This window comes from Bradyrhizobium sp. JHI2711 (assembly GCF_056156565.1).
The window spans coordinates 72,958-89,165 of record NZ_JBPZPT010000003.1 but is presented as its reverse complement, the minus strand read 5'-3'; the positions used below and the strand labels follow the sequence as shown (position 1 = coordinate 89,165).

General features: G+C 59.9%; 15 protein-coding genes and 1 pseudogene. 7 read left to right on the top strand and 9 right to left on the bottom strand.

Annotated features, from left to right (window positions below; translation table 11 throughout):
• Nucleotides 1-916: 916 nt before the first annotated feature.
• The 5 genes from ACTEK7_RS22675 to ACTEK7_RS22655 form a co-directional block, all read right to left on the bottom strand.
• Entirely contained in the window at nt 917-2,656 is a 1,740-nt protein-coding gene (locus ACTEK7_RS22675; RefSeq protein WP_225128660.1) for a phospholipase D-like domain-containing protein, read from the bottom strand.
• On the bottom strand, nt 2,653-6,111 hold the full coding sequence (locus tag ACTEK7_RS22670) for a DEAD/DEAH box helicase (protein WP_225128659.1): 3,459 nt from the start codon (nt 6,109-6,111) through the stop codon (nt 2,653-2,655). Before ACTEK7_RS22670 ends, ACTEK7_RS22675 begins: the two co-directional genes overlap by 4 nt.
• A gap of 175 nt (nt 6,112-6,286) precedes the next feature.
• Nucleotides 6,287-7,012: an SOS response-associated peptidase gene (locus ACTEK7_RS22665; RefSeq protein WP_225128658.1), complete on the bottom strand. Its 726-nt coding sequence runs from the start codon at nt 7,010-7,012 to the stop codon at nt 6,287-6,289.
• A 3-nt stretch (nt 7,013-7,015) separates the two neighbouring features.
• Entirely contained in the window at nt 7,016-7,465 is a 450-nt protein-coding gene (locus ACTEK7_RS22660; RefSeq protein WP_225128797.1) for a hypothetical protein, read from the bottom strand.
• 44 nt (nt 7,466-7,509) lie between these two features.
• Nucleotides 7,510-7,902, bottom strand: coding sequence for a hypothetical protein (locus tag ACTEK7_RS22655; protein ID WP_225128657.1), 393 nt, complete (start codon nt 7,900-7,902; stop codon nt 7,510-7,512).
• 145 nt (nt 7,903-8,047) lie between these two features.
• Here ACTEK7_RS22655 and ku point away from each other — a divergent pair, with 145 nt between their 5' ends.
• The 4 genes from ku (at nt 8,048) to ACTEK7_RS22635 (ending at nt 11,216) form a co-directional block, all read left to right on the top strand.
• Nucleotides 8,048-8,980, top strand: coding sequence for a non-homologous end joining protein Ku (gene ku / locus ACTEK7_RS22650; protein WP_225128656.1), 933 nt, complete (start codon nt 8,048-8,050; stop codon nt 8,978-8,980).
• A 442-nt stretch (nt 8,981-9,422) separates the two neighbouring features.
• Nucleotides 9,423-9,623: a hypothetical protein gene (locus ACTEK7_RS22645; protein ID WP_092220504.1), complete on the top strand. Its 201-nt coding sequence runs from the start codon at nt 9,423-9,425 to the stop codon at nt 9,621-9,623.
• A gap of 14 nt (nt 9,624-9,637) precedes the next feature.
• Complete coding sequence (locus ACTEK7_RS22640) at nt 9,638-10,054, top strand: hypothetical protein (protein ID WP_225128655.1); 417 nt, start codon at nt 9,638-9,640, stop codon at nt 10,052-10,054.
• A gap of 337 nt (nt 10,055-10,391) precedes the next feature.
• Complete coding sequence (locus ACTEK7_RS22635; protein ID WP_225128654.1) at nt 10,392-11,216, top strand: ribonuclease HII; 825 nt, start codon at nt 10,392-10,394, stop codon at nt 11,214-11,216.
• A gap of 27 nt (nt 11,217-11,243) precedes the next feature.
• Here ACTEK7_RS22635 and ligD (ACTEK7_RS22630) read toward each other — a convergent pair whose 3' ends face one another.
• Nucleotides 11,244-12,191, bottom strand: coding sequence for a non-homologous end-joining DNA ligase (gene ligD, locus ACTEK7_RS22630; protein ID WP_225128795.1), 948 nt, complete (start codon nt 12,189-12,191; stop codon nt 11,244-11,246).
• A 142-nt stretch (nt 12,192-12,333) separates the two neighbouring features.
• Here ligD (ACTEK7_RS22630) and ACTEK7_RS22625 point away from each other — a divergent pair.
• Nucleotides 12,334-12,956 (top strand): annotated as a pseudogene (locus ACTEK7_RS22625) (cell envelope biogenesis protein TolA).
• Nucleotides 12,957-13,015: 59 nt separating this feature from the next.
• Here the strand turns inward: ACTEK7_RS22625 and ACTEK7_RS22620 are convergent.
• Together ACTEK7_RS22620 and ligD (ACTEK7_RS22615) are read right to left on the bottom strand one after the other, a co-directional pair.
• A complete protein-coding gene (locus ACTEK7_RS22620; protein WP_225128652.1) occupies nt 13,016-13,183 on the bottom strand; it encodes a hypothetical protein in 168 nt (55 codons plus the stop codon).
• Nucleotides 13,183-14,103, bottom strand: a complete 921-nt coding sequence (gene ligD / locus ACTEK7_RS22615) for a non-homologous end-joining DNA ligase (RefSeq protein ID WP_225128793.1) — start codon at nt 14,101-14,103, stop codon at nt 13,183-13,185. The genes ACTEK7_RS22620 and ligD (ACTEK7_RS22615) overlap by 1 nt, the downstream gene beginning before the upstream one ends.
• 105 nt (nt 14,104-14,208) lie before the next feature.
• Between ligD (ACTEK7_RS22615) and ACTEK7_RS22610 the strand changes: the two genes are divergently transcribed.
• Nucleotides 14,209-14,397, top strand: a complete 189-nt coding sequence (locus ACTEK7_RS22610; protein WP_225128651.1) for a DUF3606 domain-containing protein — start codon at nt 14,209-14,211, stop codon at nt 14,395-14,397.
• Nucleotides 14,398-14,422: 25 nt separating this feature from the next.
• Here the strand turns inward: ACTEK7_RS22610 and ACTEK7_RS22605 are convergent, their stop codons facing one another.
• A complete protein-coding gene (locus ACTEK7_RS22605) occupies nt 14,423-14,701 on the bottom strand; it encodes a hypothetical protein (RefSeq protein WP_225128650.1) in 279 nt (92 codons plus the stop codon).
• A gap of 1,275 nt (nt 14,702-15,976) precedes the next feature.
• On the opposite strand from ACTEK7_RS22605, the gene ACTEK7_RS22600 reads away from it, so the two are divergent.
• Nucleotides 15,977-16,147 carry a hypothetical protein gene (locus ACTEK7_RS22600; RefSeq protein WP_225128649.1) on the top strand — a complete coding sequence of 57 codons (171 nt, stop codon included), beginning with the start codon at nt 15,977-15,979 and terminating at the stop codon, nt 16,145-16,147.
• Nucleotides 16,148-16,208: the final 61 nt, after the last annotated feature.

The window sequence follows — 16,208 nt, the reverse complement described above, 5'->3', positions numbered from 1 at the left end:
CTGGATTGCGCGCCATCGCATTGCCAGCTTCGAGATTTGCCATAATCCTTCAAGGCGCCCAATACGGTTAGGGCGAGTGAAAACGGCTGCAGCCAGCCTGGAAGTTCAGCAACTTGATAACGGCCGTCTTGGCGGCAGAAAAACGAGCGGTTCATTACGGAGAGCCGCCGCGGCTTCCAAATCACGAAGGCCCGGCTGCTGCGGTGACATGTCGATCAAGAACATCAGACCAAGGATCGTTACGCTAAACACCGGAAAATCACGTCCGTCTTTTGCGATCGGAGTGGACGCACTCGTAACAGGTCCCAAGGTTTGAGTTGTGTCCCTCGCCGCACGCGGTGCTGGCGCGTCAGGTCGGCCCCATACAAACACACGAATATGTTCGTATCGTGTGTCAGCTGCTTCGGCTACGCCATAGTGCCTTGCGATAAGGTTGAGCCCGATCTTGTAAAGCGCACGCACAAAACGAGGGTCATTCCCGAACTGCTGCCTGAATCCGAGCCGGCCGGCCTCCGGCTCTATCCACGTGTCAAAAATACCGTTGGACTTGGCCGCTGGCGCAGGCGCTTTCCCTCTGCTTCCACAGTTTGAGGCCCAGCGTTGAGAAAAATATCTGTCCAGTCGCCGAGTGTTTGCTGCTGATGGCGCGCCAGCTGTCAATTGTAGGTCTACGCCCGCCCTTTCGGGGCACACCATAGACGACAGTCACCACCTCGAACTGCTTTAATAGGGCCTGATCCAGCGTCCCCAAAGCGTTGTTGCAGTTTACGCACATCACGTCGCGCAAGACCAAGTCTTCCGGGCAGCCGAGAGCCTCAGGGATGCCGTGCTCAGTCGAAAGGCGTTCAAATTTGTTTCGGCACCAGATACAGATCATTGCGCGTACAAAGTTGATATAACCCGTCGTATGGGTCGATCAGTCCCCGAGCTGTCCCTCGAATTTCGCCAAGAGGGAAGTAGCCAGGCCTTCCCCTTCCAGATGCAGGCCAATCTCGTCGAGAGGATTGTCGGGCGAACCGGTCTGAGAGCCCCAATTCATCGTGCTCACGACGACATCATCATTGCCCCAGAGCAGGAATTTCGCGTGGACTTGCGGATCCTCCACGGCAATCAAATCGACGACGCCGTTTAGTCGATCGCGGTGGGCCCTGACATGCCGCCGCTTGATGGGTCCAGACGGGCGCGAAAAATAGACACGGACGTCGTCGAGGCGCCGGCCCGCGATTTCGGCCGGGTTGAAGAGCCCAGGCACCATGGGCGCGCCGACCTTGTTGCTGCAGCAAACGAAACGTTCATCGGCCTCGTGCGCCACCTGCCGGAGCAATCGCTCGTGATCGTCAGCCTGCAGGAAAGTCATCCGAACCGGTACACGGTGACCGGTGTCGGTGGTGGGTGATAAGGGGCTTCTGGCGCGCCTCAAATCCGATGCCATGAACTGAAGCGTTTCGATCGAACGACTTGCGCTCGAAAGAGGCGAGATGATCGAACGCAGAAGATCCAGGCCGGCCGCTGCAGCCCGATTTTCGGTGAGCTCGACAGAAAGCTCCACGGCCGAAAAAGGCGACGACAGCCAATTGGAGGAGCCGAGCAAGACGACAGCGCCTCCATGACCGTCATCTGCGGCGAGACATTTCACGTGGCTTCGAACCGAGTCGCGGTGTGCAAGCACAAAACCACGCGCGTGGCGCGCCGAGGAGAGCCGGACGTTCAGCTCTTGCATTGCGATTGCATTTTTTCTCTCGGCGTCAAGCACGGTGCCATAGAACAAATGGCAACGCACGCCACGTCGACATGCCCGCTCGAGCGCGATGCGGACACGTTCGTGGCGCTCCGTGTATTTTCCTTCGTGCGGCGTGATGAAGGTCGAAAGTACAAAGACGTCTTCCTCGGCCTGGCCGACGATGCGCTCGAAGGTCTCCAGATGCTGGTTGCCACCAATGATCAAGTCGTCGGTGGATATCATCGTATCGATGGTCGGTGACCGGTCCGGTTGTGGATCGCTGGCTTCAGGAAGGATGCCGGTTTTGATCGTTGCTCGAAGGGCGCCAATTAGGTCCTGACTGGCTCCCTCGGGGAGCAGACCGTTTTTCACATCATTGAGTTCGATGGCGAGGTATTTCCTTTCGAGGACGGAATTGACGGTTTGCACGCCGCGCAACCATTCGCCTGGGCGAAGCATGTTCGTCACAAACTGAGTGACGCGAACTGCCATCGTGTCATCGGTCTCATCGGGCCCCGCAGGAAAGTTAACCTTGTGATCCGCATGGGACAATCGATGGAGCGGGGCGGTTTCGACGTCGCGGTTGCGAAAGACGGAGTGCCCGACCTTCTCCAGCACAAGACTGATGTGAATCTCGCGATCTTCGGTTCGCTCTGGCAAAGCGCCCCCCAACCTGATGAAGTCGTGACCGACAGTGCTTGTTGCCAGTTGGGGAACAGGTGACAGCCGAATCTCGACCAGGCCGAACTGCATCAGCCGCGCGATGGTCGAGCCGGCGACCTGGACAGGAATTCCGAGCGACGCAGCAACACCCTCGATCGTGTCCGGGGTGCGATCGAGCGCGAGCAAGATCATTTCCTCAATTGGGCTCCATCCCCAGGTGCGTTGGACGATGGCACGCGCACGATAGTGCCAGGCGGGAAGGTAGATTTTCACGCGGGAAATCTCCCGTTCTCATCGACCGTGATGATGGAAGCACCCTTGACCTTGCCGGTGGTGCCGTCCTTTCTGATGAGGTCGTAATCAGTTCCGGCCAGCGTCGCGAACTCCTTCAGCATCTTGCGAAGGAACTCGAGCTCATCTTTGTTTCCATCGGGATCTATTCCGTCCACCACGTCGCGAATGAAGTCTTGGCTTGTGGCAAGAACAAGCTTTTGCTTGGCGCGGCTGAGCAGCACGTTCATGCGTTGCGGGCTCTTAACGAAGCCGAGCGCGCGCGATCCGACCATGACATTGTTGCGCGTGAGGCTGGCGGCGACGACGTCGGCCTCGCCGCCCTGGAAGCTGTCGCTCGTAAAGATAAACTCTCCGTTGCTGCGCGGGCTGGCGAAGCCAAACAAGGTCTTGTCTTTCTTGATCCGTTGGTTAAGCAGGTGCTTAAACCAATTAACCTGCGCCAGATACGGCGAAAGGATCACCAGCGTGGGCCGGCGGCCATCGCCGCCAACGACGGCCTGCAGGCCTTTCAAAGCTGCTATCAAAAGCTGAGCTTCAAGGTCGTTGCGGTACGATCGCTTCACTTTCGTTTCGAAATTGCGCCGTTTCGTCACACTGAGCGGCGGAAAATCGAGGAGAACGATCGGCGCGGCGAGGTGAGGTGCGGTCGATGTAACAGTCAGTGCGCGACGCTTGACGCGATCGGAGGGAACGAGCCTTCTGTTGTAGAAAGTATTCGAGACAAGGTCCCCGATGGCGGGGTGCATGCGGCTCTGCTCGAGGAGAGTGTTGACGATCGTACTCGGCCGTCTCGAGTCCTTTTCCCGCTGCTCTTCGCGCTCTGCGATTGATCGGAAGGGCTCTTCAAGACGCGCTGCTGTCGCGAGCACTTCCTTCAGCAGAAGCTCGTTCGACTTGATAGTATCGAGCGCCTCGTTCACTTCTGGCGGCAGATCGGAGATGGTTTCAAGCTGCTCTTTCGCGCCTCGCAGCAGCTCCGACGCGCGTTCAGCATCGTAGAACTTTTGCCGCTGCGCGGCATCGAATGGAGACAGCTGGTTATGGTCTCCAACCACGATCCTCCTGTTGCCCAGCAACAGTGCGCCGATCAGTTCCGCGCCATTGGCGCGGGCAGCCTCCTCCACGATGACCCAGTCGAACTGGTCGCCGTCGGCTATCATTTCTTCGATAATGTGGGACGACGTCGTGGCAAGCGTCACATCGGATGATCGTAGCAACAGATTTTCGGTATCGCGAAACACGCGGTCGGCAACCACCGTTTCCGACGGATCCACGGGTCGAAGGGCCTGTTTGATTTGGTGGCGTTGATTGACCATCGCAGCTTCAGCCGCGTGGCCTGCCACTGAGACCGACTGGAGCAGACCAATGGAGCTCGTTCGCAGGGAGGTTACTTCGTCGGTCGGTCGTGTGCGGTCGACACGAACCACGATCTCCGGACCGCCCGCCAGAGTCTTTTTGAGTTCGTCCTCCATCTGAATCAAGGTTTCGTGGTTTTGGGCCGAGACCAGCAGCCTGGCGTCCCGTGTCTTTCCCAAAATACTCTTGACGAGATGCGAGATCAGGAAGGTCTTGCCGACGCCAGGGGGGCCGATAACGACATTGATGGATCTACCGGCCACAATCGCGTCCCATGCGGACTTTTTCGATGCATCCATATCGTCTGGCGGCGTGCTGCCGGGAGCTGCAATATCGCGTAGCGCATCGTCCAGCGCGACCTGTGCCGGATCGTCGATCGCTCTTAAGAGTTCAATATTGGTCCGGGCCGCCACGATATTTTGAAGGCGGCGGCGGATAGCGCGCTCGAATCCGCTATCGCGTCGAGGACGAAGATAGAGAGTCTGTCCTGGCACGACCGCTTCACTGGTCGCGAATGTGTAAGTCAGGCGCCCCTCGACGATGCCGCCCGTTCCTTCATAACTGAGCTCGGGCAGCCTCTCGCGATCGCCGGCGAGCGCATCAAGGCGAGACAGCGTCCAATTCGGCTTGCCATCGTCGTACCTCAACTCGTGGCCCAAGGCGTCGTATGCCGGACGTAGTCCCATCATTTTGCGCCGGATGTCGCGCTCGTCATCCTCGCGGCATGCGATCCAGGCCAAATCGGTATCTCCGTCCGATGGCGGATGAAGCACTTCGACGGGATAGATGCGAAACTGTTCGCGCAACCATGTAAAGGCTTCGAGGAGGATGAGGGCGTACCAGGTCGGAATATCGTCGGGTCGTTGAGCCGCGCGGCTATTGCCACTGGCGTCGATCCACTGCTTGGCACCGGGACCAAGCTTGCGCACCCGTTCTTCAGCGCTCTTCCGGGTTCGCGCGAGGTATACCCTGTGAGAAACCTCGACGGCATCGAAGATGTGATCATCAGGCCGCCGTTTGTTGGCATTCTCGATCATGCCAACACAATCATCGACGACTTTCACGCCATAGGCAGCAAGATCAGTGATGACACGCACAAAGGCCTGATCCACAGCAACAGTACGTACCGTTGGTCCGCTCAGATCGTCTTCGACAAACCGGAGGACTGCATCCCGGTCATCTGCCTGTATCGTGCCCGACGTGAGAGCCGGAAGGTCGCTTTGGATGACTTGAGGCGAGGGATAGAGAACGAGCTCGCCCTCGGCGCTCGATCCTGACCGCTCAAGATCGGCCACGATCTCCGTCAGCTCGCTCAGGACAATATTGCCGTCGAAAAGCTGATGGTGCGGTGGATTGGCAAGGCGATTGAGCATGCGCCGTTCGATCGGCAGCAGGGAAGGTCCACCGCCGTCCTCGGTAAGGCCAAGGATACGGGACGCCGTCTGCCCCAGATCGCTCCAGTCCTGCCGGAACGATACGGTGCCCGAGGGCCGCAGGAGATGTCCCGCGCCGCCCATATCGCCGTCGGCGATGTGCACGCACGCCTCGTAGCCGCCGAGTCGGAAATCCTCCTTCTCATCGCTATGCGAGAAGATCGCATGTTCGCTGATAGCGCCATGCACAATTCCCGCATCATGACAAAGCGCGAGTCCTTCGGCTACGCGCAGGATATTGCGCCAAAACACCTTGCGACCGGCCGTCGTAAGCAGCCGGCCTTCTCGCGCTCGAACCCTGTGCAACGACCCGGAGATCGGACTACCCGGATCGACCATTAAGATGCCGATCTCATCCTGGTCCTCGACGATTTCAAGAACCTCAACCAACAGCTGTCGTGCACGGCGTGACGACAGGACGCGCCGGACACGCCTGAGACCGTGCGTGATGAGTCGTTTCAGGTCTTCGTCGAGCGCAGATCCGGTCTTCTTAAACAGACGGAGGAGATAGTCTTCGCCGTCGGCGATGCCGGTGGCAAAACGAAGTTGAGAATGCCAGCCATCGACGCCGCTGGAAAACGCGGTGTCGGCAAACGTAAACCGTGCGTCGAGCGTGGCCTTTCCTAGCTTCGGACCTCGCGCCATGGCGACGTAATCCTTTGGACAGAGTGCAACAGCGTGATTCGTATGCGGAGGATAACTATATGATCTGAAGTGAAGTTATCGACCCAAAAATTGCAGGATATGTCAGTGTCGCGCGATCGTCTGATTCGCCAAGGATTGGACGGGGTCGCGGCCGTTTGGTCGTCGGCCTCGTCAGTCACGACGCCAAGCCGAGGGGGTCTTCTTTGAGGCCGCGGGCGACGATCCGAAGATTGCTGTCGGGAAGTGGCCGCTGTAGCTTCAGGGCCTCGTCCGGAGGAGCCGTCATCCAGGCCTCTACCTCGTCCGGCGTCGTTAGGATCACGGGCATCGCCTTCGGATGGATGGCGGCGACCTCGGTGTTTGGCTCCGTCGTGAGGAACGCGAAGAGGTCGTTGGTGGTCTCGCCTTCCTTGACCTTCCGGACTGACGTCCAGTTGGTCCAGATGCCGGCGAAGCAGGCGAGGGGACGGCTCTCATCGAGCGCGAACCAGATATCGCCGCCCTCGGCCTTGTTGAACTCGCTGAACGAGTTGAACGGCACCACGCAGCGGTTTTCGACGCCGAGCCAGCGAGTCCAGTGCTTGCTCGTCACGTTACGGATATTGGTCGTTCCACTGTCCGGCTCCATTCTGAGCAATTCCTTGAAATCCACTGCCTTGCCCTTGGCCTGCAGTTTCTCGACTCGCTTCTTCGTGGCGTCCATCAGCGCTTTTGACGACGACGGCATTCCCCACCGCGCAGTGGTGAGTTCGCGGCCCTCGGCCCCGTTACGCACGATCGGCGCCTTGTAGTCGGGAAAAACTCCCGGCATCGGCGCCAGATTACCAACGTAGCGGTTCACGACACGAAACAGCGCGCTGATCGCGGCTTGGTTGGTCGTGATCGAATAAAGATTACACATCGGTCAGGATTCGGTTCGAGGGTGGCGCGGCTGCCACGTCAACTGTAGCAGAGTCGCGGATGGACGCCGGCCCACCTTGGCGCATTTGCGGCAGCGCAGCCGGCTGGCGAGATCGTGCACGAAGGTGGTCGGCGGGTGCTTCATCGCCGCGAGGTCCACGTCGCTCGGCGTCTTGCAGCGCGCGCATCTGATCTCCAGCCAGGGGAAGCCTCCGTTCACGGCTTGATCGATGGTCGGCGACGGATCGATCGGTTCGCCGTCACTCCACATCCGCTCGTTCCAGCTTTCGCAAAGCAGCCTATCGGCTTGCTGGATCATCGCCTCGCCCTTGGCCCGCGTCTCCGCCGATTGGGTAGCCAGGATGTTGGCCATAGCGCGCGCCTTGCCGAGCTCTTTTGCCAGAGCCTTGCGATCGCCGCCCGACAGGGGCGTAGGGTGATACTTCGGGGCCATCCGGACATCCAGGCGCAAAGATCGGATCGGCAAATGCAGAGCGGCTACGGCGTCTCGAATGCTGGCCAGCACCCGTCTTCTTCATGCCTGCCGGTGCGCTGCTGGCAGGTGTTGTCGAGCAACCGCTGCGCGACGTCCTTCCAGAGCGCGTTGCCGCCATACAATCGCACTGCATCGACAGTCTGGATTTCCACGATTCGCTGGCAACGGCGGCAGGAGACGCGAAGTACGTGGCGCTCAAATTCGGAGAGACGTCGCTGCCGCATGTGGGCCTCGGTCGTGCCGGCGCGAGGGTCTTTGAGGACTGAGTCCCAGTATTCGGCCGGGAGCGGCGCATCTGGAGCCGCGACGGGGGGAATAGGCCTCCGCGCCGCGTCAGCTGCCAGTCTTTCCATCTGCTTTGGGGTCATGCGCCAGCTTGCGGGTCGGTCGGTCATTCCTCGATTAGGACATAAAGTGAACAAAAGTCGAGTCAGTCCAAGGGCCCAGGGAGAAAAATCGGCCTGTCGGACGGATCGGGATGTCGGAACCAAGGCAAGCCGTTCGTCTTGAATCCGGCATCAATAATGGAGTTCCCCCGCGATGGCCCCACGCGCCAACTGGAAAGGCTTCCTTCGTCTCTCCCTCGTCACTTGTCCGGTCGCGCTCTATCCAGCCACGTCGGAATCCGAAAAGGTCTCATTCAACCAGCTGAACCGAAAGACCGGCCATCGGATCAAGTACGCCAAGGTCGACGCCGACACCGGCGAGGAGGTCGACAACGAGGACATCGTCAAGGGCTACAAGGTTGATACCGATACCTTCATCGAGGTGACCAAGGAGGAGCTTGAGAACGTCGCGCTGGAATCGACGCGCACCATCGAGATCGACGAGTTCGTCGACCGCAGCGAGATCGATCCGCGCTATCTCATTCGCCCCTACTACCTGCGTCCTGACGGTAAAGTCGGGCACGATGCCTTCGCCGTCATTCGGGAAACCATCCGCGAGATGAACAAGGTCGCAATCGGCCGTGTGGTGCTGACCAATCGCGAGCATATCATCGCGCTCGAGCCGCTCGATAAGGGGCTGATGGGCACGCTGCTGCGCTATCCCTACGAAGTCCGTTCCGCGGATGAGTATTTCGATGACATTCAGGATGTCAAAGTTACCAAGGACATGCTTGATCTCGCGAAGCACATCGTCAATCAAAAGGCGGGCCATTTTGAGCCGGACAAGTTCGAAGACCAGTACGAAACCGCCCTCATCGATCTGATCAACCAGAAGCGCGCCGGCAAACCCATTAGAGCGAAAGAGCGTCCTCGAGGTGAGAACGTCGTGGACTTGATGGACGCGCTGCGCAAGAGCATCGGACGGGACGCGACGAGCCCGACAGAGGCTCCGAAGAAGAGGGCCAAGAAGCCGCGCAAGGCAGCGGCTGGGCAGAAGGAAATGCTGATGCCGATCACCGGCAAAAAAACGGCGAAGGAGGGCGCGGCCAAGAAGCCGGCTGCAAAGCCGCAGCGAAAGTCGGCCTAGACTATCGTGAAGCACCAGTCACGCCAGACGGTCACTCCTTCGTCATCCGCGCAGGCCCTGGCGGATGGTAAATCCCATCTCGACGAGGTCGCGTGAGACTATCGCGCTGACCGGCAGAAAGGCGACAGCCGCGAGGCCGAACCAACGGCGCATAGAGCCGTCGACCTCGCGATTTGCAATGAGAGGGGACACTTTGCGCGCTGCAGGCCGCGCCACTGCGGAAGTTTATCAAGTTGCGTGATTTGCGCTGGGGAGAGTGTTTGGGCAGCGTAGTCTTTCAGCCTAATCAGTTCGGTTTTGGGGGCTTCGGCCAGCGAGCCGATCCATTGGGGGCCGAGACGCAGCTATGGGTGCAGTGCACCGTCCGCAAAGTTTAACATGCTTGAATCCCCAAGCGGGCGAAACTGCGCTAGGATTAGATTTTCCCTTTAGGGGGCAGCTTATGTTCGACACGGCAACCACCGCGCTTTTGCGCGCGGTTCTCGATGAAGTCTGTGAAAGCGTCTCGCACCGCGAGATCGGGGCACGTACCCACGTCGCGTCGAAAATCCTAGAGGCTGCGACGAGAGGCGAGATCTCTCCCGAAGGTCTCAAACAGATTGGTCGCGACGCCCTCTCGCATGCGCCGACAATGTGGCGCTGATCGCGGGGGCCGGCGTGAACTTCCAGGTCACCGTCCTGAAGATTTTGGTAGCCTATCCGGACGGCTTTGCCGTGATGGAGGACCTCAAGAGGGATATGGCCATCCTGGCGACGAGTGGCCGCGACTGGGCGGACCGGACCAGGCGCCTCGCGGCCAGAGTGCCCGACCTCGACATCTTCTCACAAGGATTGGTCGAACGGATCAGCGGAGGATGGAAGATCACGTCCAAAGGACGGGCGTTGCTCGAATTGATGGAAGCGCGGCCAACGGCCCTGGAAAGGGCCGAGGCGCCTCCAGTTCTGGAGACGAGTGCGACCTCGCCGGCGCCTGTTCCTCCGCTGCGGCAGCCCGCCGATCGTGCCAAGCGACGGCGCGAAAGACGTGAACGTCGGCGCGAGGCGCGCGAACGGGCAAGAGCAAACGCCTCTTGAGGTAGCGACTGAGGGAAGAAAAATCCGCCAAATGGGAGCAGCGTTTGATAGTCCCGGACTGTCGATTTGCCTCCCCAGTCCCAAGCGTACCGCCGTTACCTTGTTTGCGGCCATGCCGGCCCCGATCTACTCGGGACGGCGACTGAGCACGGGTCCTTCTACCGAGCCGGCGAGCGACAATGTAGCGAGGAAATGAAGGCCGAACCCGCGCGGGAGAGCTGGCCGGGTTCCTTTTGAGAGGGCGTTGCGCGGTCGGTGAGGCGGTATAGCTACTTCAGACAATCGCCATAAAGTTCACTGACATGCTCCCCAACAGTCAATCTTCACGAAGGCCTTAATGTCCCAGTACTCACTCGATGTATTGCGTCAGCGCTATGTCGTCGAGAAAAGACCGCTCGAGGCCGGCGTCGAGCAGATCTTGCGGGCCGACACCCGCGCCGGAGCGCGTGCCATCCTGGCTTCAATCGATAAACGCCGCTTCGAAAATAGGTCGGAAGGGCAGCGCCTCCGCAAGATGCTCCGCTTCGAGACCTCTCTGTGGGAAACAGGCCATCACGCCGTGGCAGGCGTGGACGAGGCTGGAATGAGCCCTCTCGCCGGGCCGGTCTCTGCTGGCGCCGTGATCCTGAAACCGGGCACGCGGATAGTCGGAATCGACGACTCGAAAAAACTCGACGCCGCGGCTCGCGAAGAACTCGCGAAGGAGATCATGGAAAAGGCGGAGTGTTGGTCTGTGGCGTTCGTCGAGGTCGAGGAGATCGACGCGATCAACATCTATTGGGCGGGCATTCAGGCTATGCAGCGTGCGGTCCGGGGGCTGGGATTGACGCCGCAACACTTGCTGATCGATGCGAAACGGCTGAAGGAAATCGACATCCCTCAGCAGGCAATCATCAAAGGCGACGCCAAGTCCGCCAGCATCGCGGCCGCCTCCATCCTCGCGAAAGTCGAGCGCGATGCCGTCATGCGGACGCTCGACGTGCGACACCCCGGCTATGGCTTCGCGGATCACAAGGGCTACCCGGTGCCGGCTCATTATGAAGCGCTCGCCAGGCTTGGCGCATGCGCAGCTCACCGGCGGTCGTTCGGACCGGTACGTAAGGCTCTCGGGTTGCCGCCCTTGCCGCCATGGCCTTCGGCATCTGAGCGCGACGCCGGCTGAACAGGTCTACGCTTCGTCTCGGCGGCGCTATTTTCGCGGCCAGCTCTTTTCGCGTACGACGTCCTTCGCGTTTTTGTCGGACCGCAGCCCGAGATAGACCGGCTGGCGCAGCTCGCCGTTGCTGGTCCACTCCGCGAACTTCACTTCTGCGACCAACGCAGGACGCACCCAGGTCGTGACCTGCTCATCCTTCACCTTGGCAGGGAACGGTGACTTGGCGGTTTTGAGCTTCATGAGCTTGCCGTGAAGCTCTTCGAGAACTTGGTGGCTGAAGCCGGTGCCAACGTGGCCTATGTACCGCCATGCATCCCCTTCGCGTACCGCGAGGACGAGAGCGCCGAAGAAAGGCCGGGTTCGCCTCGGCGCCGTGAAGCCGGCGATCACGACCTCTTGCCGCTGCGCGGTCTTCACCTTCAGCCAGTCGGCGGTCCGGCGTCCGGACGTGTACGGGCTATCGGCGCGCTTGGCCATGATGCCTTCGAGATGTCTCCGCTCGGCATCTGCGAAGAACTTCGTTCCCTTGCCTTTGCGGTGGTTGCTGAACGCGACGAGCTTGTGGCGCGGAAGGATGGCCTTGAGCCGCTTCTTGCGCTCGAGGAGCGGCAGCGCACGCAGGTCCTCACCGTCTGCGAACATGAGGTCGAAGGCGCAATACAGGAGCTTCGCCTCATGGCGCAGCGCGTTTTGAAGCAACTGGAAATGCGAGACGCCGTCCTTTCCGATCGCGACGAGCTCCCCGTCGATCACGGCATCGCCCTTCACGCCCTCAAGTGCTTTGGCGACCTCGATATAGCTGCGGCTGATGATCTTGCCATTTCGGCTGTAGAGCGCAACCTTGCCTCGCCGGATTTCCGCGATCATCCGGAAGCCGTCATACTTGTCCTCGAAAACCCAGCCGGGATCGTCGAACGGCGCGTCGGTGAGCGTTGCGAGCATCGGCTGCAGGCGCTTGGGCAGGGTCGACGTCCGGCTCATTCGAGGCCAATCCTTAAGAGCACGTTGCGAAATGCATGGACGTCCTTCAAGGATTAGGGAACGCTTCGGGGCCGCGTCTTGTTCCGCAGGCTCCGTGGCATGCGTGACGTTGACGCTCGATTGAGGAGGGCGGACCGGACCGATGGCGAGAAAACTCAAAACCTACCAGACTTCTTTGGGCTTCTTCGATCTGGCGATCGCCGCCTTCCTCCTCCATGAAAGCGGCCCTCGAAGCCTGGGGCGCCGACAGCAATCTCTTCCACCAAGGCGCGGCGAAGGAAAGCGACGATCCGGACGTCATCGCTGCGGCCATGAAGAAGCCGGGCGTCGTTCTCAGGCGCCCGGTCGGATCCAACCGATCCTTCAGCGAGCAAGCTGAACTGCCCTCCGATCACGGCGGGGACAGAAGAACGACGAACGCCCCGCGCAAATCGAAGGGCCAAATTGCGAAGAAGCCTTCCTCACGTCCCGTCGACAAGACGGCCGAGCGGAAGGCTGCGCTTGCCTACGAACGGGAGGAGAGGCGCCAGGAGAGTGAACGGGCGAGGGAGGAGGCCGCCAGGCAGAGAGAACGTGAGCGCCGTCAGCAGGCGGTCGACAAGGCGCAGGCTGCGCTGGACAAGGCGGAGCAGGAGCACGCGAAGCGGGCTGCCGCCATCCAGGCCGAGGTTTGAGGCTCTCGCGAAGAGATCGCAAACCGAAGACGATCGCTGGAATAAGGAGAGGGAGCGATTGGAAGCTGCGCTGCGGCGCGCACGGAGTTAGTTTCTTGGCAGTTCTTGCTCGGCGGCACCGAGGGAAGGCAAAGGGTTGCCGTCAAGCGATCATCGTTCGGGGTCTGGTGAGCGCGCTGCGGCTCGGTTCACCGTGGTGCGTTCCGCTCGGTCCTCGGGAGCGAGCTCCATGACCGCTTGATGCAGCTCGGCCGGAATCGTCAGCGGACTTTCCGCGGGCTTGTTCGCCCACTGCCAGAAGCGGTCAAAGGCATCCATTACAGATCCTCCCGAAGCCCCCTAAAAAACGGGTGGCGAACCTTTCCCTCGGCCGACTTCGCGCGATACTCGATCTCGGCCAGAAGCTTGGGTTCGATCCAGATGCCCTTGTGACCAATGCGCTTGGTATAAGGCTGGGTCTTTCGGATGAGGGGTTTAAGCCGCTTCTGCAGATCGGCGGCCGAGACCTTGTCGAAGCCGTGGTCGACTTTGCCGGCATAGACCAGATCGTCGCCCCTGCGCCGGCCGACGTAGATTCCGTCCCACTTCGTCCCATCGAGTGCGAAGCCGGCAATCGTCAGCGTCTCACGCTGTACGCAGGTCTTTTTGACCCAATCATTCGTGCGTCCCGCCGGATAGGCGCTGCCCCGGACCTTCGAAACGACGCCTTCGAGGCCGAGCTTGCAGGCGTGCGCGAACATCTCGCGGCCATCTATCTCGAAGCTTTCGCTGAACTGGATGTCGGTGCCGCCTAGGATCTTCTTGAGTTCGGCTTTGCGCTGAAAGAGCGGTAGCTTCCGGATATCTCGGCCGTTCAGATAGAGCAGATCGAACGCGACGAGCACGATGCTCTTCGATTTGCCCTTGAGCTCGTTCTGCAGGACCGAGAAGTCAGTCGTGCCGTCGGCGGCCGGTACCACGATCTCGCCGTCCACCACCGCCGAGTTCGCCTTGATCCGCCAGGCGTCATGAGCGACCTTCTTGAAGCGATGCGTCCAATCGTGGCCGCGCCGGGTGAAGATCTTCGCCGTCTCGTTGGCCAGATGGACCTGAACACGGTAGCCGTCGAACTTGATTTCGTGAATCCAGCGCTCTCCGGACGGCACCTTCTCGATCGAGGTGGCCAAGGCCGGGTCGATGAAGCCGGGGAAGGGCGTTTTGACGCCGATAGCCGCCGGCTTTTTACGCTGAAACGCCACTGAAGAACTCCACGCTACAGGCGATTCAAATTGGCACAGTTCGAATCGTTCCGGAACCGGCGAATCCTTGTTGCGCTGCCTCGACGCCACGAACAGGAGGTATCCATGGCGGCAGCGAAAAAGTCGAAGACGTCCCGCGGACGCAAGCAGGACCGGGCACGGGTGGCCGGCGGGCAGGACTACGAAGTGCGGTACGAGGCGAAGAAGACAGGTAAGTCGGCGCCGGCGGTGAAGAAGGCTGTCAAAAAGGTCGGCAATACGCGGAAGCGCGTGGAAAGGCGGCTAGGCCGCTGAGTAGGAGACGGATTGGCATCGGTGCTTAGCGTCGGTCCTCCTCGTCAGGGGGGCATTCTGGGCAGGTATCACCAATCGAGTCCAGCAGGTCGCGAACCGCGGCCTCCGCTGCGTCACGGGATACGTCTGCTGGCGGGTCCTGATGGGCGATATCGAAGGCGCGCTCTCGTGCATGCGGATCGGCGCGGTCCTGCATCCAACCGTGCTCCTCGCACTCGCGGATGGCGCCGGCTTCGTTCAGCACGTTGATCGCCCAACCGCGCAGGGTGCGGATCGCCGGCCGTCTCTGCTTGGTCATCAGCATTGAAAGGTTCTCCCACGCTGAGACGAATCGTTTAGTCCCGCAGACGTTCCCCATCGCTAACACACGACTGGGATTCGAGATCGTGGGATCTCGTGGTTTTTCGAAGGCGGAATATTCAGCTTGGCGAGGTGCTAGGGTGGGCAAGAACGAACTAGAGAAACCGTTTTCCGACACTTCAGACGTCCGAGCTCAGTTAGTTGCTCCTTGTCGTTTTGCGCGTGCGGCTGTCGCCCGCACCGGGCTCTCGTGAACCGAGCCGCGCAGCGTCTCGGCCATGCGGCTTCGATCCCTTGCGCACGACCAGATCACGCCCTCGCGGGGCAGAAACGAAAAACCAGACCTTTATGCAGCAGCCACCTGCACAAAGGTCCGGCCTTATCTCAGCTTGCCGCGATACCAAACGGCTGCAAAGGACGCTTCATATCCTTTGGGAGGTCTCGCTTCTCATCCGGGTTTCGACCCGGAGGCGGCAATAGATCAGTCCGATATGACTACTTCTTTTTCTTTGAAGTCTTCTTTGCCACCTTCTTGGTAGCTGCCTTCGCGGTCTTCTTTGCCTTCTTTGCTTTCTTGGCCATGTCGTCCTCTGTAAGAATTGGCTCTCAGTGAACATGCCCACACCGTGCATAGACATGCGCACGAGTGAGACGATACCACAAAAGCAAAATTGATACCAAGGAGACGCAAATCCGCATTGAGCCGCTCGCCGGAGGCACTCGCTCTCGGGTCCCGCCGTCATCGCATTCCGGCGTCGCTATCACTGCCCCGAGCTCGGGTCCTTTTTAACCGGTCTCGCGACTGCACTCGGTCCCGCGTGCCGCCTTCGGCGTCGTTATGCTCACGCTCCTGCGGGTACCAATTCTCTTAAGGCGATGCGCCTCCGGCGCACCGCCCAAACGTGAACGAGCAAGGTCGATCGATACGGGACAGCCGATCAGTGATCCCTTTCAACTCTTTGCCCCGATGATGGCTCGGCTTGTGGCCACGGCTGGAAACTTCAGAGCACGACGCGCCATCATCTTGCCAGGCGAGGGCGAGCAGCAATTCTGAACGGCGTCAGTCCTGAAACATCAGAACGCGTAAGCCTGATTGCGACACGATCGCGCCCTTCTGTTCCGGGAGCCATCCGCCTGAGATACAATCGTTTTGCGCAGGGTACAGATGACGCTCTTGTCGCTAACGCCTCGATAAATTTGCAGCGCATGTGTGTATGTGGCTCTGAGTTGGTCGCCGATATCGCTCCATCGATGTGACTGCAAACCAGAAAGATGGGGTTTGTCAGTCGCGGAGTTTATCGTTCCGCGCCGTGATGCATTTCCAACAAAAATCAATTATCCGGCGGCACGAATTGAAACAGGCATTCTTATTTTTCCTGCGTGGTTGACGCTGGTCGGCTCCTCAACAATGTTGAAGCGCCATGACGCGCTCATGGCTACCGAAGATTGAGAAGAGTGCGATGACGTTTTTGAGCTTCCGGCTTACCACTACCCGTGGCGGATATATCGCG